A 26,189-nucleotide genomic window follows, 5' to 3' on the forward strand; every position below is an offset into this window, starting at 1 on the left:
CTGAGTCGATAGGATTCAACCATGGATGACTCACACACCCCAGGAAATCCGTTGGATCGTGGAGCCTTGGCGGACCAGGATTTCCTGGCGGCCACAGGCATCGCCAAGGTGGTGGTGGTGGACTCCACCGGTTCCACCAACGCGGACCTCCTGCGCTCGGTGACGGTTGAGCCAAAGGAGTGGCCGGACCTGTCGGTGCTGACGGCCGAGTACCAGACCGCTGCCCGCGGACGCCTGGACCGGCGGTGGGAAGCGCCGCCGCTGAGCTCCGTGTCGGTGTCCCTGGTCCTGCGGCCCGCCAATGCCGAAGGCAGGCCCCTGCCCACGCACACGTATTCGTGGCTGTCACTGCTGGGCGCGCTGGCGCTGCGGCAGACGCTTCTTGAGACCGCGGGCCTTCCGGCCGAGCTCAAGTGGCCCAATGACGTCCTGGTCCGTGGCCGCAAGATCGCCGGGATCCTGGCCCAGTTGGGGCCCATGGGGGACGGCTCTGTTCCTCCGGTCATTTTGGGGACCGGCCTGAACGTGACTTTGACCGCGTCGGAACTCCCTGTGCCCACAGCGACGTCGGTTGCCCTGGAAGAACCGCTGACTGTCGATCGGACCGTGCTGCTCAAGAGCTACCTCGCCCATTTCGCCGTGCTCTACCGCAGCTTCTGCAATGCCGACGGCGACCCCGCCGCCGGGATTGCCGGCGGCCCTTCGCTCCACAAACGGGTGGAGTCCGCCATGGCGACGCTGGGCAAGCAAGTGCGCGCGCAGCTGCCCGGTGACCACGAGATCATCGGGCACGCTTCGAGGCTGGACGAGTACGGCTCACTGCTGGTGGTGGACAAGGACCGCCGCGAGCATGTGGTCACCGCCGGCGACGTGGTCCACCTGCGCCCGTGGACCCCGCCAGGCCAGGGCGCTGAAAGCGGCTATGCGTAAAGGCCTCGTGCCGGGCGAGCAGGTTATTACGATGACCCGCCCGCAGCCGAGGAAGCTGGCCGGCCCGGCCGCAGCCTTCATTGCCGCACCGGCCGCTGCAGCTTTTGCCAGTGCCTGGACCGTGCGGGGCGAGGCTACCCGGCTGGTGCCGGTGGCTTCCGCTGACTGGACACCCTGGATCGTCCTGGCATGCGTCTTGGCCGCTGCGTGGATATGGTTGGCATATTGCCTGCCTCGGCTGCTGCGGTGGCAGGCAACCCGGTACATCCTCACGAGCCGGCGGATTGTTGCCCGCTACGGCATGATGCGGCGCCGGGACGAGCAGGTCAACCTCGCGTCGATCCGCAACGTGACGGTCCACCAGTCGGTGCTGCAGCGCATATTGCGCTCCGGGAATATATCCTTGGAAACCGGGTACCAGGGCGTGGTGAACATCCAGGACGTCCCGGAAGCAGTGCGGTTCCGGGACTTCGTGCTGGATGCGATTGACGAACTGCCTCCGGGCGGGGACCCGGGGACTGATGAGATATCGGATTACACAGACGCAGCGTTGCCGTGGGAGTTGAGAGAAGGTGGAGACGATGAACGATGAGGACCAGCGGGACGAAGCGGACCTGCCGGCTCCCGCCGTGCCCGAAACCGCCCACCCGGCGACAGGCACACTCTCTCCGGAACGGGTGGCTGCCAAGGCTCTCGAGGCCCGGCTGCTGGGCGGCGAACGGAAGCTGCGGCGCCGTGAGGTGGCCGCCGGTGCAGGGCTGTCCCTCCTTTCTGCCCGGAAGCTGTGGCGTGCCCTCGGCTTCCCGAACTTCGGCGACGAAGACGTCGCCTTCACCGAACGGGATCAGGCTGCGCTGTCCACCGTGGTTGATCTGGTCCGCACCGGGGTGCTGACCGAAGAAGCCGCCATCTCCGTGACCCGGTCCATCGGACAGATGACGGACCGCATGGTGGTCTGGCAGATCGAGGCCCTGGTGGAGGACATGGTCCACGAGCAGGGCGTCACGGACGCTGTGGCCCGCAAGCGGCTGGTGAAGGAACTGCCCTCCCTGCTGGACGCCCTGGAGGAGATGCTGGTCTATTCGTGGCGGCGGCAGCTCAATGCCGGCGTGCAACGCCTGGCCGTACGCGCCGAGGCCGGCCTGCAGGCCAGCGAAGAAGGCCGCGACGGCGATGAAGACGACGCCCCGCTGCCGCTGGCCCGTGCCGTCGGCTTTGCTGACCTGGTTTCGTATACGAGTCTCTCCCGCCGGATGAATGAAAAGACCCTCGCCCGGCTGGTCCAGCGCTTTGAGAACAAATGCGCCGAGATCATTTCCGTTGGCGGCGGGCGGCTGGTCAAGACGGTAGGCGACGAAGTCCTGTATATCGCGGAAACTCCGGCTGCCGGAGCCGAGATCTCGCTGGCCCTGGCACAGGCGTTCACCGAAGACGAGATCCTGCCGGAAGCTCGGGTGGCGATGGTCTGGGGCAGGATACTGTCCCGGCTGGGGGACATCTACGGACCCACGGTCAACCTCGCCGCCCGGCTCACCACGTTGGCGGATCCGGGAACGGTCCTGATCGACTCCATGACCGCGTCCGCGCTGGACCAGGACAAGCGCTTCATTCTCGTTCCGCAGCCTGCTGAAAATGTCCGCGGGTTCGGCGAAATCCATCCCGTGCTCCTGGCACGCGGACAAGGAAAAGGCCTGGTCCTCGACTAGTGCGCTAGACCCCCGCATATTTATCCATTTGATGGTGAATTCCGCTATAGTCGGTTGTGCCCGGCTGCAGCGGACCGTACATCGGCCCGGCCGGAGTCCTATCTGGGGAGATACCGGTCATGAAACTTCGCCGAACGGCGCGCGCCACAAATCTGCGTGCCACAAATCCGCGCGCAGGAAAGGGCGCGGGTTGGACCACCCGCCGCGGCATTCTCCACTCCCGCGGCGTTGCTGGCACGGCTCTTGCCGCTGCTGTGGTTGTCCTGGTGACCGGTGCGATCATCTATCCGGGGTTTAAGACCACTGAGGTGGAGTTGAACGACGGCGGCGTGTGGGTAGTCTCCAAGTCCAAGAATGCGGTGGGTCGGCTGAATTATCCGTCGCGGGTTTTGGATGGTGCGGTGACACCGGCGAGTACCACTTTCGATATTCTCCAGAGCGCTGGGGATGTGTTTGTGGATGATGAGACGGGTTCGACGTTGAACCAGGTTTCTCCTGCGAATATGCGTCTGGGCGGGGACAAGCAGTTGCCGGGTTCGGCGGATGTCAGCTTCGGTGCCAGCGTGATCTCGGTTACGGACGCGGGGAAGGGCAAGGTCTGGGCGCTTTCGCCGTCCAGCGTCAACAGTTTCGATGAGGAGTCATCGGAGCCGGTGCTGACTGCTTCGCAGGGCACGGTGTCTGCGGTTGGGGCCGATGACCGGATCTACAGTGCCGACCCCAAGACGGGTGCTGTCACCGTCACGACGGTCAACGCGGACGGTGAGCCAACCTCCACCGATTCGAGTACGTGGGGTGAGTTGAAGGGTGCCGGGGACCTGCAGATCACGGTGGTGGGGGATAAGCCGGTGGTGTTGGATGCTGCTGCGGGGAAGTTGTTCCTGCCGGGCGGTAAGCGGCTGCAGTTGGAGAATGCGCGGGATGCGAAGCTGCAGCAGGGCGGTCCGGCGAGTGATTTTGTGGCGGTGTCGACGCAGAAGGCGTTGTTGAAGCAGCCGCTGGATGGTTCCACGGCGAAGACGGTTACTTTTGATGGTGAGGGTGTGCCGGCGGCGCCGGTGCAGTTGGCCGGGTGTGTGCATGCTGCGTGGTCCGGGGCGAACAAGTATGTCCGTGACTGCACCAATGACGCTGATGATAAGAACGTTGACGTGCCAAAGGCGAGCGCATCGCCGTCGTACGTTTTCCGGGTGAACCGGGACCTGGTGGTCCTGAACGATGTGAATTCGGGGAATGTGTGGCTGGTGAACCAGAACATGCAGCTGGTGAACAACTGGGACGACGTCATCCCGCCGAAGGAAACCTCCGACGATGCGGACAAGGACTCCGCCGACGAAGTCCAGCAGACCGTGTTGCCGGACCGCACCAAACCCAACAGCGCACCCGTGGCCAAGCCTGACACGTTCGGGATACGGGCGGGACGGACCGCCATCCTCCCTGTGCTGGACAACGACACCGATCCCGACGGCGACATCCTCACCGTCCGCGCACCCGACCCGATCAAGTCCGGTCTCCTCGCCCCGATCTACGGTTCCACCGGCTTCCAGGTCAGCGTCCCAGCCGACAAAACCGGGTCCGAAACTTTCAAATACACGGTCGACGACGGCCGCGGCCTCACGGCCTCCTCCGACGTCACCCTCAACATCATCCCGCCGGGGGAGAACTCCGCCCCGCGGCAGAAGCCCAACCGCAACACCACCCTCGTGGTGCAGGCGGGCAAAATCGTCAGCCAGAACATCCTCACGGACTGGACGGACCCCGACGGCGACGACCTCTACGTGGTCAGCGCTACCGGGAGCGACCACCGTGACCAGGTCAAGGCCCGGCCGGACGGACTGCTCACTTTCCAGGACGCCGGCACGGAAACCGGCCGCAAAGTGGTCACCGTGACGGTCTCCGACGGCCAGTCGACCGCCGAAGGCAAAGTCACCGTGGATGTCCGCGCTCCGGGTGCGCTGCCGCCGATCGCCAACGCGGACCACGTCGTCGCCGTCGCCGGTGTGGACACTGTCATCGCACCGCTGAAGAACGATTCGGACCCCCAGGGCGGGGTTCTCCGCCTCGCCCAGATCACGCCTGACGGCAACTCCACCGCCGCCATGGGGGCGGACCAGCAGACCTTCACGTTCAACTCCACGGCCGAAGGCGCCCACTATGTGTCCTACCTCGTGACGAACGGTCCGGCCAGCGCCCAGCAGCTGGTCCGCGTCGACGTGGTTTCGGGTGACGGCGACGGCGCCCCCGTTGCTGTGCGGGACACGGCCTTGCTGCCGAGCGGCGGCAACGTTCTGGTCGACGTCCTGGGCAACGACTCGGACCCTTCCGGCGGCGTCCTGGTGGTCCAGTCCGTCACGGCGGCCGACGGCCTGCCGGTCACTGTTTCGGTGCTGGACCACTCGGTGGTCCGGATCACCGACATTCGGGCTGAGGGGCAGCTCAACGTCAAATACACGATCTCCAACGGCAAGTCCTCGGCCAGCGGCGACATCGCGGTGCTGGTGGTCCCGGCACCTGCCAAGCTCCAGGCGCCCCAGGCAAAACCGGACGAGGTCTCCGTCCGGGTCGGCGACGTCGTTACCATACCCGTTCTTGAGAACGACACCGACCCCAATGGTGGCAAGCTCACCTTGGAGCCGGTGCTTCCGCAGAAGCCCGACGACGCCGACGGCCGTCTCTTCCGCGCCGGCAACACGCTGCGCTTTATTGCCGGGGACCTGCCCAAGACGGCCTATGCGATCTACAAGGTCACCAACGAATCCGGACAGTCGGACTCCCAGCAGGTCACCATCCGCATCCGCGCACGCGATGACGAACGGAACACTCGTCCCGAGCCGAAAAACCTCACCGCCCGGGTGGTCTCCGGCATGGCAGTACGGATTCCCGTGCCTTTGGACGGCATCGATTCCGACGGCGACTCCGTACATCTGATCGGTGTGGACAAAGCGCCCGCCATGGGAACAGCAGTCGTCAAGGACGGCTACCTTGAGTTCACAGCGACCGGATCGGCTGCCGGCACGGACACGTTCACCTACCGTGTCCGGGACCGGATCGGCGCCGAGAACACCGGTACGGTCATTGTGGGCATTGCCCCGCCTGAGCCCAATAACCAGAAGCCCATTGCAGTTGACGATTCCGTCGATGTCCGGCCTGGACGCAAGATTGCCGTGGACGCCCTCAGCAACGACTCAGACCCGGACGGGGACCCCATCGGGCTTGTCGCCGACGCGTTCGAGGCCCGCCCTGAACTCGGCGTCGAGACCGCAGACGGTGGCAGGGTGTTGCTCACCGCGCCGGGCGCCGCCGGCAACGAGAGCGTCGGCTACAAGATCCAGGACGACAAAAAAGCCCAGGGCAGTGCCGTGATCCGCGTCCGGGTCAACCCGGACGCCACCCTCAAGGCCCCGATCGCCAAGGACGATGTCATCACGCCGGCCGAGACGCTGGGCAAATCCGCCGTGGACGCTCCGGTCCTGAAGAACGACTCCGACCCCGACGGTGTGGCCTCGGAACTCAAGGTCAGCCTGCCTGACGGAAACCCGAACGCCCGCGTTGGCGGTGACGGCAACGTAGTGGTCAGCCTTGTTCCGGCCGACCAGCTGGTCCCCTACACCGTCACCGACGTCGACGGCCAGACCGCCACTGCAGTCATCTGGGTGCCCGGCCAGGGCGAGGAGCACCCCACGCTGGCCCGTACCGACGTTGTGGAAGTGATGGCCGGCAAGGAAATCACCCTGGACCTCAACGAATACGTCCGCGTGCGGGAAGGCCGCACGCCGCAGATCACGCAGGCGGACAAAGTCCAGGTACAGGGTGCAGACCCCCAGAACATCATCGGCGGCAACGCCAGGACGCTGCGCTACGCTGCGCTCAAAGACTACGTTGGCCCCGGCTCTGTCACCTTCGAGGTGACAGACGGGTCCGGTCCGGAAGACCCGCAGGGGCTGAAGTCCACCCTGACCGTCATGACCAAGGTCATACCGGACCCGAACGCCAACCACGAGCCCACCTTCAGCGGAAGCGACCTGGAAGTGCCGAAGGCCGAAACAGCACGCCTGGAGCTGGGCAACCTTGCCAGGGATGTGGATGCCGGCGATCAGGAAAAACTCAAATTCGAGTTCGACGGGTCCCTGCCGGAGGGCTTCAAGGCAACGATAGAGGGGCAGACGCTGGCCGTGAGCTCCGAGCCGGGCATGGCCGCCGGCCGGAAGGGAAGCATCCCCTTGAAAGTGACGGACGGGCGGTCCGGACCCGTCAAAGCCTCGGTGACGGCCACCGTCGTTGCCTCCAACCGGCCGTTGCCCACCGCCAATGAAGACGTCGTTGAGAAGGCCAACGCCGGCCGGACCGAGACCATCAATGTCCTTGCCAACGACTTCAACCCGTTCAGTGACACCCCGCTGAAGATCGACTCCGTCGCCGTGGAAACCGGATCCGCTGCAGGGCAACCGCTCGTCAGCGGGGACTCCATCACGGTGACGCCCGCGGACGGATCCAAGGGCGTGATGGTGCTGCGCTACACGGTCTCGGACAAGACCGATGATCCGTCGCGCCAGGTGATTGGCCGGGTCCGCATCACGGTCCGGGACAAACCGGACGCCCCCTCGGCCCCCACGGCCACGGACGTGCGCAGCCGGACGGCTGTGCTCAAGTGGGCGCCGCCGTCGGACAACGGTGCCACCATCACCGGCTATACGGTCAAATCCAACACCGGCTTCGAACAAAAATGCGCCACCACCACCTGCACTCTCAGCGGGCTGACAAACGACGTGAAGTATGTCTTCACTGTGACCGCCACCAACGAGGTGGGAGACTCCCAGGCGTCAGCGCAGTCGAACGAAATCCGGCCGGACGAAAAGCCTTCTCCGCCGGAGGCGCCCACCGTTAAGGCGGGGGACAAGAACATGGTGATCAACTGGCTGCCGGCCAAGACTGAAGGCTCTGCCGTCAAGAGCTACAACCTCGAGATCTCCCCGCCGCCCGCCAGCGGGATCGCCGTAAAGAACGGGGTCACCGGACTTACCTACACTTGGCCCGGCCTGACCAACGGCGTCCGCTACAAGGTGCGCGCCCAGGCTCTCAACGAGCTCGGCCCGTCCGACTGGAGCATCTACTCCTCCGAAGACAACCCCGCCGGCGTGCCCGCTGCGCCAGCGGCACCGACCTCCGCCGTGGCATCTGCAGTGGGAACCACCAACCAGCTGCGGGTGAACTGGACAGAACCCGATACAAACGGCGACGCAATCAAGAACTACTACGTCACGATGAGCGGCGGCGGCGGCGCGCCGCAGACCCAGGCCATCGCCGGTACGGTGCGGACCGCCAACTTCACGGCGAACAACTCCGAAGCGGATTACACCTTTACGGTCCAGGCCGAAAACAAGGCAGGAAAGGGCGCCGTCAGTCCGGCGTCGGCCCCCCGCCGCGCCACAGGCAAACTCGGCCAGGTTTCAGGAGTCAGTGCCACCGCGGCCGACACCGGAGGAGCCGGACGGAAGGTGACGGTGGACTTCCGGCGGCTCACCGCGGCCGAACGCAATGGCTCGTCCGAGAGCGAAGTCAGCTACAGCTACAACGCGAGCAACGGGATGAGCGGCCCCATCAACCCCGGACAGACCATTGGAGGATTTGTCAACGGCACTCCGGTGAGCATCACGGTGGTCGCCAATTCCTCCGTTGCACCCAGCTCCAACGCCAGCACTCCCGCGTCCGCGACGCCGTACGGATCCCCTGGCACGCCCACAGCTTCCGGACAGAACGGCGGCCAGAACCAGAAGTCTTTGAGCTTCAGCTGGAGTTCTCCGTCCACGGCGACGAACGACGTCGCCCACACACAGATCAACATTGACGGCCGGGGCTGGGAAAGGGTCGCGGATTCGGGAAGCCGGACGGTGAACACCGGCGGCTTCGACGAACCGCACTCGATCCAGGTGCAAACCGTGAATTCTGTGGGGACCGGTGGCGCCATTGCCACTGCCACGGCGCAGTCCGGCCAGGCCAGGACTAACTGGGACGCCGCGGTCAACGGTTACCGCACCTGCACGGACGCGGCTGCCTCCGGGCAAACCTCGTGGCGGTCGCCGACGAACGCGGAACACACCTGCGGTGGTGTGACAAGTGGCTATCCGTGGATCTACGGCTCCGGCCCGTCCTTCACCGTCAACTGCTTCATATGGCGGACTGTGCCGGATGCCCGCGGCACCTACAAGTGGTACCGCATCAATTCGCATTCTGACGGCCGTTATGTGGGCCGGACCATTCAGGTCGGCAATACCACCCTGGGCGAGCCCGAGGGCCATGGGATCCCGCAATGCTGATGACGGTTGCAACCGCAGGAGGGGCGGTGGGGGAGCGCTCCCCATCGCGGCCGCTGCCAGGCTTCGGTAGGCTGGCGCGGGGAACAGAGAGCCCGGTACCGGGTCTTTGGAGGGGCTGCCCTGGGGGCTGCTGCACAATTGAGGGAATAGTAACGCTGTGACATCACTGCTGGGGAAGTTCGGTCTCAGGAAGCGCTACAACAAAATCGTCGTCGGCTCGGCTTTTGCCGCGGCCGGCGCCGTGCTGGTTGCCGGTGCGATCATCTATCCGGGGTTTAAGACCACTGAGGTGGAGTTGAACGACGGCGGCGTGTGGGTGGTTTCCAAGTCCAAGAATGCGGTGGGTCGGCTGAATTATCCGTCGCGGGTTTTGGATGGTGCGGTGACACCGGCGAGTACCACTTTCGATATTCTCCAGAGCGCTGGGGATGTGTTTGTGGATGATGAGTCGGGTTCGACGTTGAACCAGGTTTCTCCTGCGAATATGCGTCTGGGCGGGGACAAGCAGTTGCCGGGTTCGGCGGAAGTGAGCTTCGGTGCCAGCGTGATCTCGGTTACGGACGCCGCATCGGGGAAGGTCTGGGCGGTGTCGCCGTCCACCGTAAATGGTTTTGACCAGGAAGCCTCCGAACCTGTGATGGTTGGCTCCGAAGGCCTGGTCTCCGCAGTCGGTACCGATGACCGGATCTACAGTGCCGATCCCAAGTCGGGCGCGGTGACTGTCACGGAGGTGGACGCGAACGGCGAAGTGGTGTCCACCGATTCCAGTACCTGGGGTGACCTTAAGGGTGCAGGGGACCTGCAGATCACGGTGGTGGGGGATAAGCCGGTGGTGTTGGATGCTGCTGCAGGGAGGCTGTTCCTGCCGGGCGGTAAGCGGCTGCAGTTGGAGAATGCGCGGGATGCGAAGCTGCAGCAGGGCGGTCCGGCGAGTGATTTTGTGGCGGTTTCGACGCAGAAGGCGTTGTTGAAGCAGCCGCTGGACGGGTCAACGGCGAAGACGGTCACTTTTGATGGCGAGGGTGTGCCGGCGGCTCCGGTGCAGCTGGCCGGGTGTGTGCATGCGGCGTGGTCCGGGGCGAACAAGTATGTCCGGGACTGCACCAATGACGCTGATGATAAGAACGTTGACGTGCCAAAGGCGAGCGCATCGCCGTCGTACGTATTCCGGGTGAACCGGGACCTGGTGGTCCTGAACGACGTGAATTCGGGGAATGTGTGGCTGGTGAACCAGAACATGCAGCTCGTGAACAACTGGGACGACGTTGTTCCTCCGAAGAACGAATCCGACGAGCAGGACCAGGAATCGGCGGACAACAACACCATCAACGTCCTGCCGGACCGCACCAAACCGAACCGGCCGCCGGAAACCAAACCGGACACCCTGGGCGTTCGCCCCGGGCGGACCACTATCCTCAGCGTCCTGGACAACGATTCCGATCCTGACGGCGACGTCCTGACCGCCGCCGTCGGCGATTCAGGTCCCAAAGCCGGAACGCTGGAAAGCATCTACGGCGGCACCGCGTTCCAGATCTCCGTTCCCGCGGACGCCCAGCCCGGCGCCGAGACGTTCAGCTACAACGCAGCCGACGGCCGGGGACTCTCAGCCGGCGGACAGGTCACGCTCAACGTGGTGGCAGCCGATGAAAACAAGCCGCCCGCATTCAAGCGCGGCGGAGACTCCACCACCATGCTGGTGGAGCAGGGTAAAACCGTCAGCCAGAACATCCTCACCGACTGGGTGGATCCCGACGGCGACGACCTCGTCCTGCTGGACGCCAAGGCAGACAACGACCAGGACCAGGTCAAGGTCCGCCGTGACGGACTGCTCACCTTCCAGGACTCCGGAGCCACCGCCGGCAAGAAAAACGTGGAAGTCACCATCTGGGACGGCCGGGCAACGGTCACCGGAAAAGTCGTGGTGAACGTCCAGCCGCCGGGCGCCCTGGCGCCGGTGGTCAACGCCGATCACGTCACTGCCGTGGTGGGCCAGGACCTGGTGATCGCGCCGCTGAAAAACGACGTCGATCCCAACGGCGGCGCCCTCCGCCTCGCGCAGGTGGAGGCCAACGGTCCTGCCGAACTGGGCCCCGTCACCGACGGCGGTACCTTCACGTTCCGCAGCACCACTCCCGGTCCCGTCTACCTGACCTACATCGCCAGCAACGGCCCGCAGAGCAGCCAGGGCCTGATCCGGGTTGATGTGGAGTCCGGCAAGGACGCCGGTGACCCCGTGGCGGTCCATGACGTTGCGCTGATGCCCACCGGAGGCAGTGTGCTGCTGGACCCGCTGGCCAACGACTCGGATCCTTCCGGCGGCGTGCTGGTGCTGCAGTCCGTGAAACTCCCGGACAACACCACGGCCTCGGTCAGCGTGATCGACCACAGCGTCCTGCGCATCACCGACGTGCTGGGCACCAAGGACCCGTTCCTTTTTGAATACACCATGTCCAACGGCAGGAAATCAGCCACCGGCAGCGTCTCCGTGGTCCCCGTCCCGGCCCCCGCCGTCGTCGAGGCCCCCCAGCCCAAACCCGACGAAGTGAACGTCAGGGTCAACGACGTCGTCACCATACCGGTGCTGGACAACGACACGCACCCGCAGGGCCTGGAACTGAGCGTGGACCCCATCCTTCCGCAGTCCGTGGATGAACTGGACGGCAAGAGCTTCGTCTCGGAAAACACCCTGCGCTTCATCGCCGGGCCGCAGCCCAAGACGGTGCGCGCCATCTACAATGCCGCGGACCCGCAGGGGCAGAAGAGCGCCGCCGCCGTCACCATCCACATCCTTCCGCTGGAGGGGGCCGAGAATTCGAGGCCGCAGCCTCAGAATCTCACCGCCCGCGTGGTGGCCGCCGGAACAGTTCGCATTCCCGTCCCGCTGGACGGCATCGATCCCGACGGCGACTCCGTTCAGCTAACGGGTATCGACAGCACCCCGGCCATGGGAACCGCCACCGTGGGCAGCAACTTCATCGACTTCACCGCTGCCGGCGACGGCGCCGGGACTGATACGTTCCGCTACAAGGTGGTGGACCGCCAGGGCGCCGTCAACACCGGAACCGTGACGGTGGGCATCGCCCCCCGTGGCGAAACGAACCAGAACCCCACCCCCGTGGATGACGAAGTGAAGGTCCGGCCGGGACGGCAGATCGCCGTCGACGCCACCGGCAACGACACCGATCCCGACGGCGACATCATCCGTATCCTCACGGACGGTATCGAGGCCGACGACGCCCTCCAGGCCACCGTCAGCAAGACCAGCGGCCGCATCATCCTGACCGCTCCCGGCGCTGCCGGGACGGTCAACGTCCGGTACACCATCGCCGACGACCGCGACGCCACCGCCCAGGCCACCATCCGCGTGGTGGTGGACAATGAGGTCCCGCTCAAGGCGCCCATTGCCCGCGACGACCGGGTCACCTCCGCCCAGGCGATGGGCAAGACTGCCGTGGACGTGCCGGTCCTCAAGAACGATGAAGACCCCGACGGCGTCGGCGAGAACCTCAAGCTCAGCACCGAGTCCCTCACCGCCCGCCCGGGGCCTGACGGCACCATGATGGTAGACCTGACCGAACAGCCCCAGCTGATCCCATACACGGTCGAGGACGTGGACGGCCAAAAGTCCACAGCCATCATCTGGGCGCCGGGGCTGGGGCAGCAGGTTCCCACCCTCGCCAAAGACGAGGTTATTGAGGTCATCGCCGGACAATCCGTGAACGTTGACCTCAAGGAATGGGTCAAGGTCCGGGAGGGACGCTCACCGCGCCTGACGCAGACTGACCGGATCAAGCTCATCGGTTCGGACGGCGGCAACCCGGTATCCGGTGACGGAACGGCGCTGAAGTACACCGCCGGCGTCGACTACGTTGGCCCGGGCTCGCTGAGCTTTGAGGTTACCGACGGCACCGGGCCGGATGATCCTGCAGGGCTGAAGTCCACCCTGAGCATCCGCACCAAAGTGCTGCCTGACCCCAACCGCAACAACCCGCCGGAACTCCTGGGCGCGAACGTTGAAGTGCCGAAGGGCGAGTCTGCGGACCTGGCCCTGAGCCGGTTGACCTCCGACCCGGACAGGGATGACCTGGACAACATGAAGTACGAACTGGTGGGTGGCAGCCCGGCCAGCTTTAATGCCCGGATAGACGGCAAGATCCTCAAGACATCCGTGGACGGCGCCACTGCCACCGGCACCACCGGTGCGGTCCAGGTGAAGGCCAAGGACTCCCGCGGGCTGGAGGCAACGGCCACCTACCAGCTGGCTGTCACTGCCTCCAACCGGCCCAAACCAGTGGCAAACGACGACCTGGAGCCGAACGCGGCCGCCGGGAAGCCGGTCACCGTGAAGGTCCTGGCCAACGACGCGAACCCTTTCCCCGAAACCGCCTTGAAGATTATTTCCGCATCAACCGAGACGGGTCAGGGCAGCGCAACGGTGTCCGGCGACTCGGTGACAGTGACGCCGTCGTCCGGTTTCACCGGGACCATGGTGGTTGCCTACACCGTGGCAGACAAGACAGGAGACGATTCCCGCAACGCGACCGCGCGAATCCGGCTTACCGTCAAGGACAAGCCCCTGGCACCGACTACCCCGCAGGCGCAGAGCGTCGGCGATAAGACTGCCCTGCTCAACTGGTCTGCCCCGGCAGACCGCGGTGCGCCCATTACCAAGTACACGGTCTACGGCGAATCGGGCTTCAGGCAGGACTGTCCGGCGAACACCTGCACGTTGACCGGGCTGGTCAACAACACGAAGTACCACTTCGAGGTCACCGCTACTAACGAGTTCGGCGAATCTGAACGTTCCCCGGCCTCTGCCGAGGTACGCCCGGACGTCAAGCCGGACACGCCCCTGGCGCCGACCCTGAAGTTCGGTGACAAGCAGCTTTCCGTGAACTGGGTGGCACCGGCCAGCAAGGGATCACCCGTCAAAACCTACGATCTGGAAATCTCGCCGGCCCCGCCGGGGCAGAACGCCCAGATCCAGAACCTGGCAGCGGTGAGCTATGTCTGGAAGGGCCTCCAGAACGGCGTCTCCTACAAGGTCCGGGTCCTGGCCCGCAATGATGCCAAGGATCCGTCCGAGTGGAGCGCGTACTCCGCGGCTGAAGTCCCGGCCGGTGTGCCAGCCACCCCGGCCGCACCGACGGCGACCCAGGCGGGCCAGCTGGGATCCACAAGCCAGCTGAAGGTCAGCTGGACGGCGCCGAACAACAACGGCGACGCCGTCTCCTCCTACACGCTGACCACCCTGCAGGGCGGGGCCGTGGTTGCCACGCAGCCGGTACCTTCAGGTACCACCCAGAACGTCACGGTGGACAACTCCGAGTCCGACTACACCTTCACCGTTTCGGCCACCAACAAGGCGGGCACCAGCGGCACCAGCAACCCGTCGGCCCAGATCCGGGCAGCCGGCAAGCCAGGCCAGGTAAGCAGCGGAACCGTGGCGGATACCGGCTCCAGCGGACAGCTCAGGGTGACATTTACGCCGCTGACCCAGGCCCAGCGGAATGGCTCGACGGACACCGAAATCCAGTACACGTACAACGCAGACGGCAAGTCGGGAAGCATCCAGGCCGGCGGCGGAACCATCGGTGGCCTCACTAACGGCCGGGACATCACGGTCACCATCATCGCGACATCCACCAAGAACAACGTGTCCGGGGACGCCAAAGCCATCGGTACCGGCAACCCCTACGGTCCGCCGAACGCACCCAACGTCAACGGCATGACTTCGCCCAAGGGCGACGGCCAGGTGCATTGGTCCTGGAACAACCCCAACACCAACGGCCGCCCGCTCAACCGCTACGAAGTGAGCATGGACAGTGGCGGCTGGCAGAATGTGGGCCAGGCCACCAGCTTCGACGCCGGCGGCGGAGGCTGGGGCAAGAGCCATAACCTGCGTGTCCGTGCCGTGACCGTGGTGGACGGTGCTATTGGCGGACCCGCCACCTCCACGTCCGGGGCCGATCCCACCCCGCCGCCAGCACCCACCAGGGTTCGCGTCAAGCCCGGCGACAACAACAGCTGCCCGGGCAAGCCGGGGGTTCCGGACCGCTACAGCAACGTGGGCGGGGACGCACGGTGCGGTTCATCCGACGCGAACTGGGTGTCCACCTCGGACGGCTGGATTGACAGCGCCTGCTGGATGAACATTTACGGCTCCAGCGAATCGTCCAACCCGGCGTCCTACTACAAGTGGTACCGCATGGACGGCGGCCCCCACCCGGGCTGGTACGTCAAGCTCGCCACTATCGATATCAGCGGCGCGGACGTCGGCAGATGCTGACAGTTCACACGGCCCGTCCACCCAAGCTTCACCAGACCAGCACCTCAAGAAAAGGACTCACTTCATGACCATGACCACCGAGCAGGCCGAATGGTTTGCAGGCACTTTCGACAAGCTCGTTGCCAACGTGGGACAGGCGGTCCTGGGCAAGGACCACGTCATCCGGCTCACCTTCACCGCGATGCTGGCGGAGGGCCATGTGCTGTTTGAGGACGCCCCCGGCACCGGCAAGACCATGCTGGCCCGGGCGATGGCCGCAACCGTCCAGGGGTCCAATAACCGCATCCAGTTCACCCCCGACCTCCTGCCCTCGGACGTCACGGGTGTGACCATCTACGACCAGAAAACGCAGAAGTTCGAGTTCCACAAGGGACCGATCTTCAACAACATCGTCCTGGCCGATGAGATCAACCGTGCTTCGCCGAAGACGCAGTCGGCACTGCTGGAGGTCATGGAGGAATCCCGGGTCACCGTGGACGGCGTCACCTACGAGGCCGGCCGGCCGTTTATGGTGATGGCCACCCAGAACCCGATCGAGCAGGCCGGTACGTACCGCCTGCCCGAGGCGCAGCTGGACCGCTTCCTGATCAAGACCTCCATCGGCTATCCGGACCACGCGTCCACGGTCCAGCTGCTCGGCGGCTCGAACCTGAAGGACCGCTCCAAGGAGATCTCCGCAGTTATTACCACGCAGGCCGTGGCGGACATGGCGGACCTCGCTGCCACCGTGCACGTGGACACGGCGGTCCTCGAATACATCTCCCGGCTCTGCGAAGAGACCCGCAGCGCGCCTGAGACCCGGCTGGGCGTTTCCGTGCGTGGCGCCATCGCCATGGTCCGCGCCGCCAAGGTCTGGGCCGCGGGGCAGGGACGGAACTTCGTCCTGCCTGACGACATCAAGGAACTGGCCGCCGTTGTGTGGACGCACCGGTTTGTGATGGACCCGGAGGCCGAGTTCTCCGGCGCCACCCCCGAGGCCGTCCTGGCCCGGGTCCTGTCCGACGTCGCGGCACCGCAGCAGCGCGCCGCCGTCTGACGCTCCCTCGGAGCTCCAGACCACCACTGACCAGCGCGAACAAAGGCACATTTATGTCCAGCAGCACTCCGTTGACCCGGCTTGCTGAACGTCTCCGGCAACCCTTCCACCGGAACGGCAGACCCACCAGGCTGCATCCCTCATCCGTGTGGGCCGAGGCCACCAGCACCGCCGGCCTCGCCCTCACACCCGCGTGGGAGAAGGTCCGCGGCCTGTGGCTGCGCTACGTGTGGCCTGTCCTGTCGGTGGTCAGTGTCCTGGGCTGGTCGGTTCTGGCCGCGTCCATCCTGCTGTGGACTGCCGGTCAGGCCTTCGGCTGGCAGGAGGCCAAAGCGGCGGCCATCGCGGCGTTTGTCCTTTTCCTGATCGCCATTGGGTTCATCCTGGGCCGGTCCTCCTACGGTGTGATCCTGGACCTTGCCCGGACCCGTGTGGCCGTGGGGGACAGTGCGGTCGGAAGCATCGCCGTCTCCAACACCTCGGCCAGGCCCCTGCTGCCGGCCGCCCTGGAACTGCCGGTGGGCATTGCCACCGCCGTCTTCCACCTGCCCAGGATGAAGCCCGCGCAGGTGCACGAGGACCTTTTCACCATTCCAACCGCCCGCCGCGCCGTCATCGTGGTGGGACCTGTCCGCTCGGTCCGGGCCGACCCCCTGCACCTCCTCCGCCGCCAGGTGCTGTGGACCGAGCCGGAGGACCTGTTTGTGCACCCGAAGACAGTGGCCCTGGCCGGTTCCGCGGCGGGATTCATCCGCGACCTCGAGGGCATGCCCACCACCGACCTGTCCAGCGCGGACGTGTCCTTCCATGCCCTGCGGGACTACGTGCCGGGCGATGACCGGCGGCACATCCACTGGAAGACCACCGCGCGGACCAACAAGCTGATGGTGCGCCAGTTCGAGGAGACGCGGCGCGCCCACCTGGCCATCTCGCTGTCGATCAACACGGACGAGTACGCCTCGGAGCAGGAATTCGAAATGGCCATCTCAGCGGCTGCCTCGATCGGCCGGCAGGCCATCCGCGAGCAGCGCGAGCTGGACGTCCTGACGCAAAAGGGGCCGCTGCGCTGTGAAACCGGGCGGAACATGCTGGATGACATGACACGGATCGCCGGGGCACCCATGCGCCGGACCGCCGTCGACCTCGCCCGGACACTGGCAGACACCGTCCCCAACGCGTCGGTGGTCTTTTTTGTGGTGGGCAGCAACGTGACACCCTCCCAGCTCCGATCGGCCGCGGCCTCCGTGCCGCTCGGCGTCAGGAGCCTGGCCGTGCGCCTCCAAATCGGGGCTGCACCGGGCCGCGCCAACATCGCAGACCTGACAGTGCTGACCCTCGGCGACCTCGCTGACCTCGCCATCGTCCTCAGAAAGGCGGCCGCATGAGCTCCGCCCCGGGCCTCCGGCCACGCCCGCAGCAGCGGCAGTACGAATCATCGTTCGCCGACGGCCAGCCGCTCTGGCATTTTGTGCTCGACGCCGGCGCCCTCGCCGTCCTGCTGGGGTTGGGCCTGCTGGGCTTCAGCCTCAGCTTCGGCGGAGACCCGTACTATCTGGTCTCGGGCTTCGGAGGCATCCTCCTGGGCCTCGGCATCGCCGCCGCCAACGCGCACCTGCGCCTGGGTTTGTTGATCACTTCAGCCCTCGCACTTGGGGCCTACCTGGTGTTCGGCACGCTCCTCGCAGTCCCGGACGCTGCGATTGCCGGCTTTGTTCCCAGCCTTGACTCCTTGCGGACGCTGCTCCCTGGGGTTGTGTTCGCCTGGAAGGACATGCTCACGGTGGGCGTTCCGGTAGGGTCTGCCGGCGGCGTCCTGATCGTCCCGTTCCTGAGTTCGCTGCTCGCCGCCTTGGTTGCCGGCATCCTCACCTGGCGGCTGAAAACCCCGTACTGGCCACTGCTTCCCGTGCTGGTGCTTTTCGTCACGGGCATAGCTTTCAGCACCAACGCTGCCTTCCTCACCGTGGAGCGCGGCATCGGACTCACCGTCATGGCGATTGCCTGGGCCACCTTCCGCCGTGACGCGCTGCGGCGCAGCGACACGCGAAAAGTCTCAGTCAACCGTCCGCAGACCGATGCGGCCACAGCCCAGCGGGCCAAGCTCCGCCGGCTGGGCACGGCCGCTGCCGTGATCGCCGCAAGCGTCGCCATTACCGCGGTGGCGGCACCCCTGGTCACCGCCAGCGGTGACCGCAAGGTCCTGCGCAACGTGGTGGTTCCGCCGTTCGATCCCAAGGACTACGTCACGCCCCTGGCAAGCTTCCGGACGTTCGTCAAGGACAAGAAAGACGACACGCTGTTCGTGGTCAAAGGACTGCCCCGGGACGGCCGCGTCCGACTGGGGGCTTTGGATGCCTTCAACGGCACCAACTACAACATGGATCCCAACGGCTCCGGCAGCTTCAGCAAGGTGGGCGACACCGAGTCCATCAACACCCTGGCCGACACCTCGGGCATCGTCCCCTCGAATGACTACTCCATCGACATCACCATCGAGGATTACCAGGGCTACTTTGTCCCGGGAGGCCGGAAGACCACCGGCCTGAGCTTTGACCAGAGTGCCTCCGCCGCGGCGTCGGGCCTGTATTTCAACGCGGGCACAGACACGGCCGTGACCACGCGGGGCCTGTCCAAGGGCGATTCCTACAGCGTCCAGGTGTCCGATCCCGTGAAGCTCGAACACGGTCAGTTGACGCAGTACGACTTCGCGAAGATTACGCTGCCGGACGCCGTCGAGGTCCCGCCGGTGGTGGGGTCACAGGCCAACGACCTCTCGGCCGATGCGCCCACCGCGATTGACCGGGTCCGCCAGATCGAGGCGCATTTCCAAAAGACGGGCGCCTTCAGCAACGGCCTCGTCGCTGACGGCCAGCTGCCCAGCGTTTCCGGCCACAGCTCGTCGCGGATCAGGAACCTGCTGACCGCCAAGCAGATGCTCGGCGACGACGAACAGTATGCCGTGTCCATGTCGCTGATGCTCCGCCACCTGGGCATCCCGTCACGCGTGGTCATGGGCTTCTACCCCGATCCAACCAGCCCGGAGAACGGCGCCGGCGAGGTAAAGGTCACGGGAAAGGATGTCCACGCCTGGGTTGAGGTGGCCTTCGACCGGGTGGGCTGGGTCAGTTTCGACCCCACACCGCCCAAGGACAACGTCCCCATCCCGCCGGACCCCGAAAACAAGTCCAAACCCAAGCCCCAGGTGCTGCAGCCGCCGCCCCCGCCGCAGGAACCGGCCGATCTGCCGCCGGATTCCTCGCCGGACGCCCTGGACGCCGACGAGAAGAAAAACAATCCGTGGCTCTTCTGGGGTGCCCTGCTCGGGGCCCTGGGCATTGCCCTGATCCCGCTGTCCATCCTTGCCCTGCCGCTGCTGCTGATCGCGCTCCTTAAATCACGACGCCGGAAGGCCCGCCTCACGGAGGGGCACCCGGCCCAGCGTGTGGGCGGCGGCTGGAACGAGGTGGTGAGCCTCGCCACTGATTTGGGCGCCGGCATCGACAGCCGTGCAACCCGGCGCGAAAGCGCAGTGGTGCTTGCCGACTCGTTCCCGGCCACCGGGCAGACCACCACCATGCTGGCGCACCGTGCGGACGCCTCCATCTTCGGCGTTGGCCAGCCCAGCGAGGAGGAGGTCCGGGAATACTGGACCATCGTGGACGGCTCGCTGAGGGAGATGACCGGGACGTTGGGGTTCTGGCGACGCCAGCGGGCCCGCTTCTCGCCCCGGTCGCTGCTGGCTGATGGCCGCAACGCCCTTAAGCTGCGCGGCGCAAAGCCGCGTGGCGCAAGGCTCGGGCTGGGCCCGCTTCTGCGTCCGTCCGGCGAGGGTTCCCCCGGATGGCGGTCCGCCACCGGTATGGTGGGGACCGGCCCGGCCGCTGCCGGAACCCCGAATCCGGCAGTTCAGGACAGCGGACCCGGAACGGCGGCGGCTTCCGAGCCTGATGAGTCCACCGTTCTGCGGAACCCTGGCAGGAAGAACCCCACTGAATCATGATGAACGAGGCCGAACGCTGCCAGCAGTGCCAGCAACTGATCCGGCGCGGCGCCACGTTCTGCCCGGCGTGCGGTGCTCCGCTGCCCAACAGGGCGGCACGCAGCGGACGCAACGTGGACCATGCACAGCGGGCCATGATGGAGCGTGCGGCGGCGCACGCCAGCCAGAATCCCGGTACTATCCCGGTAGTACAAACGGCTCCAGGGGGAGGAACGGGAATGGCAGCCAATCTTGAGCTTGTTCCGGCCACGGCGGGGAAACGGCTCGGCGCGGCAGTGCTCGACTGGCTGGCCCCCGTTGCGGTCCTGGTGGTGACTTTCGCCATCGGGTTCGCGGGAATCACCCGCACCCAAAGCGGCGGCTTCATCATCTATGACACCGGTTCGCTGGTCCTGTTCGGCAGCGTCGGCCTGGGACTGACGCTGGTCTACCTGGCGGTTCTGGTGGGCATGGAAGGCCGCTCCGGGAAGACCCTCGGCAACCATGTCATGGGCATCCGCAGCGCTGACAAGGATGGTTACGCCCCCGGCACCGGGGGAGTGTTCCTGCGCGGCCTCATCACCGGCGCAGGCATCATCCTGACGCTCCTGGCCGCCGTTGCCATCGTCATTTTCAAATGGTTCGATGTGGCCGTCTTCGTCCTCGGCCCGTTGCTTATTGCCAGTGCGGTATGGGCCGTGCTGGTGGTGGTTTCCAACACCTGGGACCGCAACGGCAGGCTCCGCGGATGGCACGACACCGCGGCCAAAACGCTGGTGTTCGACGTCAACGACGGCCGGAACCCCGTCACCTCCGGCGGCATCCAGGGCCCGTACAGTTTCGCGCCCCTGGACCTCCCGCCTGTCCAGCCGGTCGCGTCGCCCGTGGTCGGGGCCGCAAAACCGCCCCAGGTTGTGCCCGCCCAACAGCCGCTGGTCCAACAACCCGTGAACCCGTACGCTCCGCAGCCGGATGCGGCTCAACCGTCAGCCGCGCCGCCGCCGTTCGCACCCCAGCCGGACGCGCCGCCGTCGTCCACTCCTTTCCAGCCGCATGTCCCGTACGCGGCCCCAGCCGTTCCCGCGCCGGGCGCCCAGTTCCATCCGGATGACGACCTCGACCGCACACAGATGCGTGGTGGGGCAGCGTATGCAGCGCCCGTCGCCGTGCTGCGGATAAAGCTCGACGACGGCCGGGACTTCCAGCTCGACCGCAACGTCCTGTTGGGCAGGAACCCCCTTGGCCAGGCGGGGGAGCAGCAGGCCCAGCTCCTGGCGGTCAGTGATCCCGGCCGCTCGATCTCCAAGACGCACCTCCACCTGTTGACCGACGGTGCCGGCGTTTGGGTGACGGACCGGAACTCCACCAACGGCAGCGCCGTCACTACACCGGACGGACGGCGCACCTCACTGCAGCCGGGCGTGCCCGCTTTTGTCAGCCCGGGATCCACTGTCCACTTTGGTGACCGTTCCTTCCACCTAGGACAGGCATGAACTCACAGCCCGCCAGTGACCCAGCTGACGCAGACCACGGAACCGGCCTCAGCCTGAGTTACGGCTACGGAACGGACCGCGGGCTGCGCCGGGAATTGAACGAGGATTCCTTCATCGCTTCCGACCCCGTCTTCGCCGTGGCAGACGGCATGGGCGGACACGAAGCCGGCGAGATTGCCAGCGGTATGTGCGTCCGCGCCCTCGCTGCCATGCCACAGCTCGCCACCGGGGAGCGCAGCGTCACGGCGGCAGTGCTCCAGCAATACCTGCTCCGCGCCGACAGTTCCATCCGGGAGGTGACCGGTGCCCGCGCCGGCACCACACTCACTGGAGCCGTTGTGGTGGAACAGATGGGAATGCCGTACTGGCTGGTCATGAACATCGGGGATTCCCGCACGTACCGGCTGAGCCAAGGGCACTTCGAGCAGGTCAGTGTGGACCATTCGGAGGTCCAGGAACTCGTGGATGCCGGTGAAATCACGCCTGAGCAGGCCACCGTCCATCCCCGCCGCCACGTTGTCACGAGGGCGCTGGGCACGGGGGACGAGACCGAGGCTGATTACTGGCTCCTGCCCGTGGAGGAAGGCGACCGGATCATGGTCTGCTCGGACGGGCTCAATGCCGAGCTGACGGATGAGCACATGTTCCGGATCCTGAGCACAGTGGGCCACCCGCAGGACGCGGTGGATGCCCTGATCCAGGCCGCGCTCCGTAACGGCGGAAGGGACAACGTCACCGTCATTGTGGTGGACGCCAGGAACGTGATGAACGACGGCGGCATCGCCACCACGGCGCCCCGCCCCGCCGCCGATGCCGCAGAGGTCACGCTGCCCCGGGCGCGGATTGTTGACGCCAGCCAGCCGGCCGGCCAGGACGACGGAAGAGGGGAACGCTGAGATGGCCACCGCAACATACGTCGCCGGCACCTGGCTCGGTGTTGTCCGGGCCAACACTGTGGTCCTCCTGGGGCCCGGGACCTCGCCCGCCCTGGTCCAGTCCCTGTGGGAACTGCTGGAGCACGCCCCGGAAGTCCACGAAGTGCTCCACGCCGTCACCAGCAGTTTCGGCGTTTCCCTGGCGCAAATACCGTCGTTCGGGATAGTCGATTCCGGTGACGCGCTCCGGATCTTCCTCCGTGGCGACCTGGACCTGACCGTGCGGCTGCCCGGCGGCCCCGTGGACCTGAACGGGCGGGACGTCACCACCTGGACGGAGCGCCGCCTGGACACCCCCGAGTGGTACCGCCTCACTGTGGCGGGAGACGGCCAGCCCCGACCCGCGTTGCCGCTCAGCGAAGGCGTGGTCCTGCTGGAGTCGCTGACAGTGTCGCTCACCGGAACTCCGGCGGACGAGGTGGCCGCTCCGGCTGCCACGCCCGCTGAGGTCGAGGCACCCACCGCTGTCGGCGGCGTCGTTCTCGTAGCGGACGCTGAACCGGTCACTGCAACGGTAGCGGAGCCCTCAGCTGGACCGAAGCCGGAACCCGGACCGGTGCCGGCAGCTGAGCCGGAACCTGAAATTGCACCTGAACCTGCGTCTGAACCCGCGCCGGAACATGACCGGGAGGTTTCGGCAGAAACGGTGATGGGGCTCCTGGACGACGACTCCAATTTTGCTGCCGAAGCCCCGGAAGCCGAGCCGGACGTGGAGCCCGCCCCCGAGCGCGCCGCCCATCCTGACCAGGTCCCGGCCCACGAAATGACCGGCAGCTACGACCACCTCTGGGAACGGACTGTTGTCCGCCGCATCGAGGACGCAGCGGTCCGGGACGAACCCGAGGAAGATCACGGCGCACCTGCGGCACCTGTTGGCGCGGCTCCGGCACCGCCTGCAGCCGCCCCGCCTGCAGCCGCCCCGCCTGCGGCCGCAGCGGCCGCCCGGATGATCGGCGGGCTCATCGACTCGGTCCCGTGGCGGACCGGCGGGAGCACACCTGCTGCCCAGGCCGCGCCGCCGTCCAGTCTCCCGCCGTTGATTCTGCCGCCGTTGATTCTGCCGCCGTCGAACCTGTCCCCGTTGAATCAGCCCCCGGCGGACGTCCCGGCAGAACTGCACGCAGGGCAGCCGGCAGCAGACCCGGACGCCTTCGACGGTGACCACGACGGCCACACGATCATGAAGGGCGACCTCGCCGGAATGGCCGCGCATCCCGCCCCGGTTCCGGAGCCGGATTCGGCCGCAGGCCCCCTGGTGCTGGCCCGGGTCTGCGGTCGGGGACACGCCAATCCGCCCACCCAGGCGCAATGCGCTGCCTGCGGCTCGCCGCTGCCCGCCGACGCCGTACAGGTGGCCCGGCCCCGGCTGGGCCGGATGCGGGTCTCTACGGGTGCACTGGTTGACCTTGACCAGTCGCTGGTCATTGGGCGTCAGCCGTCCGTTTCCCGGGTGCAGGGTGGTGTTATGCCGCGGCTGGTCCAGGTGGCCAGCCCCAGCGGCGACATCTCGCGCTCGCACGTCGAAGTGCGGCTGGAAGGCTGGCACGTGATGCTCTGCGATCTCAAGGCCACCAACGGTACGGTCCTGGTCCGCGAGGGCCAGCCGCCGCGCCGCCTGGCCCAGAACGAGATGGCCATCCTGCTCGACGGCGACATCGCCGAATTGGGTGACGACATCTCACTGCGTTTTGAGGAGATTCTTTGAGTTCCAAACGGCCGGTTGCGCCGCCGCCCCACATTCCGGGGTTTACCTACATCAGCCTGCTTGGCTCCGGCGGGTTCTCGGACGTCTATCTCTACGAGCAGGACCGGCCACGCCGGAAGGTGGCGGTCAAGGTCCTTTTGTCGGATCTGAAGACCGAGGGTGCCCGGCGCAGGTTCGAGTCCGAGGCCAACCTGATGGCCCAGCTCTCCTCGCACCCGTACATCGTGACCATCTTCGAGGCGGAGGTGACCGAGGCAGGTCACTCCTACCTGGCCATGGAGTACTGCTCGAGGCCCAGCCTGGACGTCCGGTACCGCCGTCAGCGCTTCAGCGTTGATGAGGTGCTGGCGGTCGGCATCCAGGTGGCCTCCGCTGTCGAGACCGCACACCGGGCCGGCATCGCCCACCGGGACATCAAGCCCGCCAACATCCTGGTGACGGACTACAACCGGCCGGCCCTGACGGACTTCGGGATCTCGGGGACGCTGGGCGGCGACGCCGACGAGGACGCCGGGATGTCCATTCCGTGGTCGCCGCCGGAACAGTTCGCGGACGGCCCCGTGGACGGCGTGATGGTGGATGTCTGGGCGCTGGGCGCCACGCTGTACACACTGCTGGCCGGCAGGTCGCCGTTTGTGATGCCCGGTACGGACAATTCCCAGCGCGAACTGATCTCGCGGATCACCAGCGCGGCACTGCCGCGCCTGGGCCGGGCCGACGTTCCGGAGTCACTGGAGCGGGCGCTGTCCACGGCCATGGCCAAATCCGCGGCGTCCCGCTACTCCTCAGCCCACGCGTTTGCCCTCGCCCTGCAGCGGATCCAGGCCGAACTGAACCTTTCGGTCACGCCCTTCGAGGTACTCGAAGAGCAGCAACTGGAAGAGAACCACCCGGATGACGGCTTCGAGGAAACCCGCGTCCGGAACATCGCGGCCATCGATCCGGAGCGGACCGGCAGCGCCCCCACTTTCCCGGCACGCACCCGGCCGCAACGCCGCGGAACCGGTGCGCCGCCGTCGGGCCTTCCGGCCGGCGAATTTCCCCCGGCCGCTGCGGCCACGGCAGCACCCCGGCCCCAGGTTCCGGGCAACCTCTTTGCGGGCCAGCAGGACGGTAAGCAGGACGGCGGCACGCAGGCTGGCGGCAACTCCGCAGGCGAGTGGGCCCATGCCACGATGCTCCGCGGAAGTGCACCGGCCGCCGAGTACGGCTCCGCGCCGGACGCAACCGTCCAGCGTCCCGGGCCTCTTCCCGCCCAAGCCGGCGCGCCCGGCCACCGGGCAGGGCGCGCCGATCCGGAGATCGACGCGACGATCAGCCGGCAGGCCGCGCTCACGGAAACCGCCCCCGAAGCGGCGCCCGACCACGGCAAGCGCAACGTGTGGCTCGCCGCCGCGGGCGGAACGCTGCTGGTCCTCGCCATCATCGTAGGGATTGTGGTGGCGTCCTCGGCCCCGGCGCCCAAGGTCGAAGAGACCGGCCAGGTCAGCAAACCCCCGGCGGATGCCCTGGACAACGGGACAGTTCCCGACGTCGCGGATCTGGCAGGGACTGTGGACGCCGCCGGCAAGGCGACCTTCACCTGGACCAATCCGCAGCCGAAGTCGGGCGACGCCTACAAGTGGCGGGTCTACGCGTTGGGCAACCACGGCGAGTACCAGTCCACTGCCGAGCCAGCCGCCCAGGTTGCGTTGAATCCGACGGAACCCACGTGTGTCCAGGTGATGATCGTCCGGAGTGACGGCGCGTTCTCACCGTTGGAAGAAGACTCAATCGCCTGCATCCGCAAGTGACGGCAGAGC

12 protein-coding genes are annotated in these 26,189 nt (G+C 66.4%); all 12 read left to right on the forward strand.

Annotated elements, in window-relative coordinates; genetic code table 11:
- Window positions 1-21 precede the first annotated feature (21 nt).
- On the forward strand, window positions 22-930 hold the full coding sequence (locus tag NIBR502772_RS08935; protein WP_141139922.1) for a biotin--[acetyl-CoA-carboxylase] ligase: 909 nt from the start codon (window positions 22-24) through the stop codon (window positions 928-930).
- Window positions 923-1,522 (forward strand): PH domain-containing protein, encoded by a 600-nt coding sequence (locus NIBR502772_RS08940; RefSeq protein WP_141139923.1) that lies wholly within the window; start codon window positions 923-925, stop codon window positions 1,520-1,522. The genes NIBR502772_RS08935 and NIBR502772_RS08940 overlap by 8 nt, the downstream gene beginning before the upstream one ends.
- Window positions 1,512-2,636: an adenylate/guanylate cyclase domain-containing protein gene (locus NIBR502772_RS08945; protein ID WP_141139924.1), complete on the forward strand. Its 1,125-nt coding sequence runs from the start codon at window positions 1,512-1,514 to the stop codon at window positions 2,634-2,636. Before NIBR502772_RS08940 ends, NIBR502772_RS08945 begins: the two co-directional genes overlap by 11 nt.
- Window positions 2,637-2,755: 119 nt before the next feature.
- Window positions 2,756-8,950 (forward strand): Ig-like domain-containing protein, encoded by a 6,195-nt coding sequence (locus NIBR502772_RS08950; RefSeq protein WP_141139925.1) that lies wholly within the window; start codon window positions 2,756-2,758, stop codon window positions 8,948-8,950.
- 157 nt (window positions 8,951-9,107) lie between these two features.
- On the forward strand, window positions 9,108-15,239 hold the full coding sequence (locus tag NIBR502772_RS08955; protein ID WP_141139926.1) for an Ig-like domain-containing protein: 6,132 nt from the start codon (window positions 9,108-9,110) through the stop codon (window positions 15,237-15,239).
- Window positions 15,240-15,303: 64 nt separating this feature from the next.
- Entirely contained in the window at window positions 15,304-16,275 is a 972-nt protein-coding gene (locus tag NIBR502772_RS08960; RefSeq protein WP_141139927.1) for a MoxR family ATPase, read from the forward strand.
- Window positions 16,276-16,328: 53 nt separating this feature from the next.
- Window positions 16,329-17,660, forward strand: coding sequence for a DUF58 domain-containing protein (locus tag NIBR502772_RS08965; protein WP_141139928.1), 1,332 nt, complete (start codon window positions 16,329-16,331; stop codon window positions 17,658-17,660).
- Window positions 17,657-20,275, forward strand: a complete 2,619-nt coding sequence (locus NIBR502772_RS08970) for a transglutaminase-like domain-containing protein (protein WP_141139929.1) — start codon at window positions 17,657-17,659, stop codon at window positions 20,273-20,275. The genes NIBR502772_RS08965 and NIBR502772_RS08970 overlap by 4 nt, the downstream gene beginning before the upstream one ends.
- The gene (locus tag NIBR502772_RS08975) at window positions 20,272-21,747 is read left to right on the forward strand and encodes an RDD family protein (RefSeq protein ID WP_168223509.1); all 1,476 of its coding nucleotides are present in this window, start codon (window positions 20,272-20,274) and stop codon (window positions 21,745-21,747) included. Before NIBR502772_RS08970 ends, NIBR502772_RS08975 begins: the two co-directional genes overlap by 4 nt.
- A complete protein-coding gene (locus tag NIBR502772_RS08980; RefSeq protein ID WP_141139930.1) occupies window positions 21,744-22,643 on the forward strand; it encodes a PP2C family serine/threonine-protein phosphatase in 900 nt (299 codons plus the stop codon). Before NIBR502772_RS08975 ends, NIBR502772_RS08980 begins: the two co-directional genes overlap by 4 nt.
- A gap of 1 nt (window position 22,644) precedes the next feature.
- Window positions 22,645-24,387: an FHA domain-containing protein gene (locus NIBR502772_RS08985; protein ID WP_141139931.1), complete on the forward strand. Its 1,743-nt coding sequence runs from the start codon at window positions 22,645-22,647 to the stop codon at window positions 24,385-24,387.
- Complete coding sequence (locus tag NIBR502772_RS08990; RefSeq protein WP_141139932.1) at window positions 24,384-26,180, forward strand: serine/threonine-protein kinase; 1,797 nt, start codon at window positions 24,384-24,386, stop codon at window positions 26,178-26,180. Before NIBR502772_RS08985 ends, NIBR502772_RS08990 begins: the two co-directional genes overlap by 4 nt.
- The last annotated feature ends 9 nt before the right edge of the window (window positions 26,181-26,189 follow it).

Origin of the sequence: Pseudarthrobacter sp. NIBRBAC000502772 (genome assembly GCF_006517235.1) — a bacterium.
Taxonomy (GTDB): Bacteria; Actinomycetota; Actinomycetes; order Actinomycetales; family Micrococcaceae; genus Arthrobacter.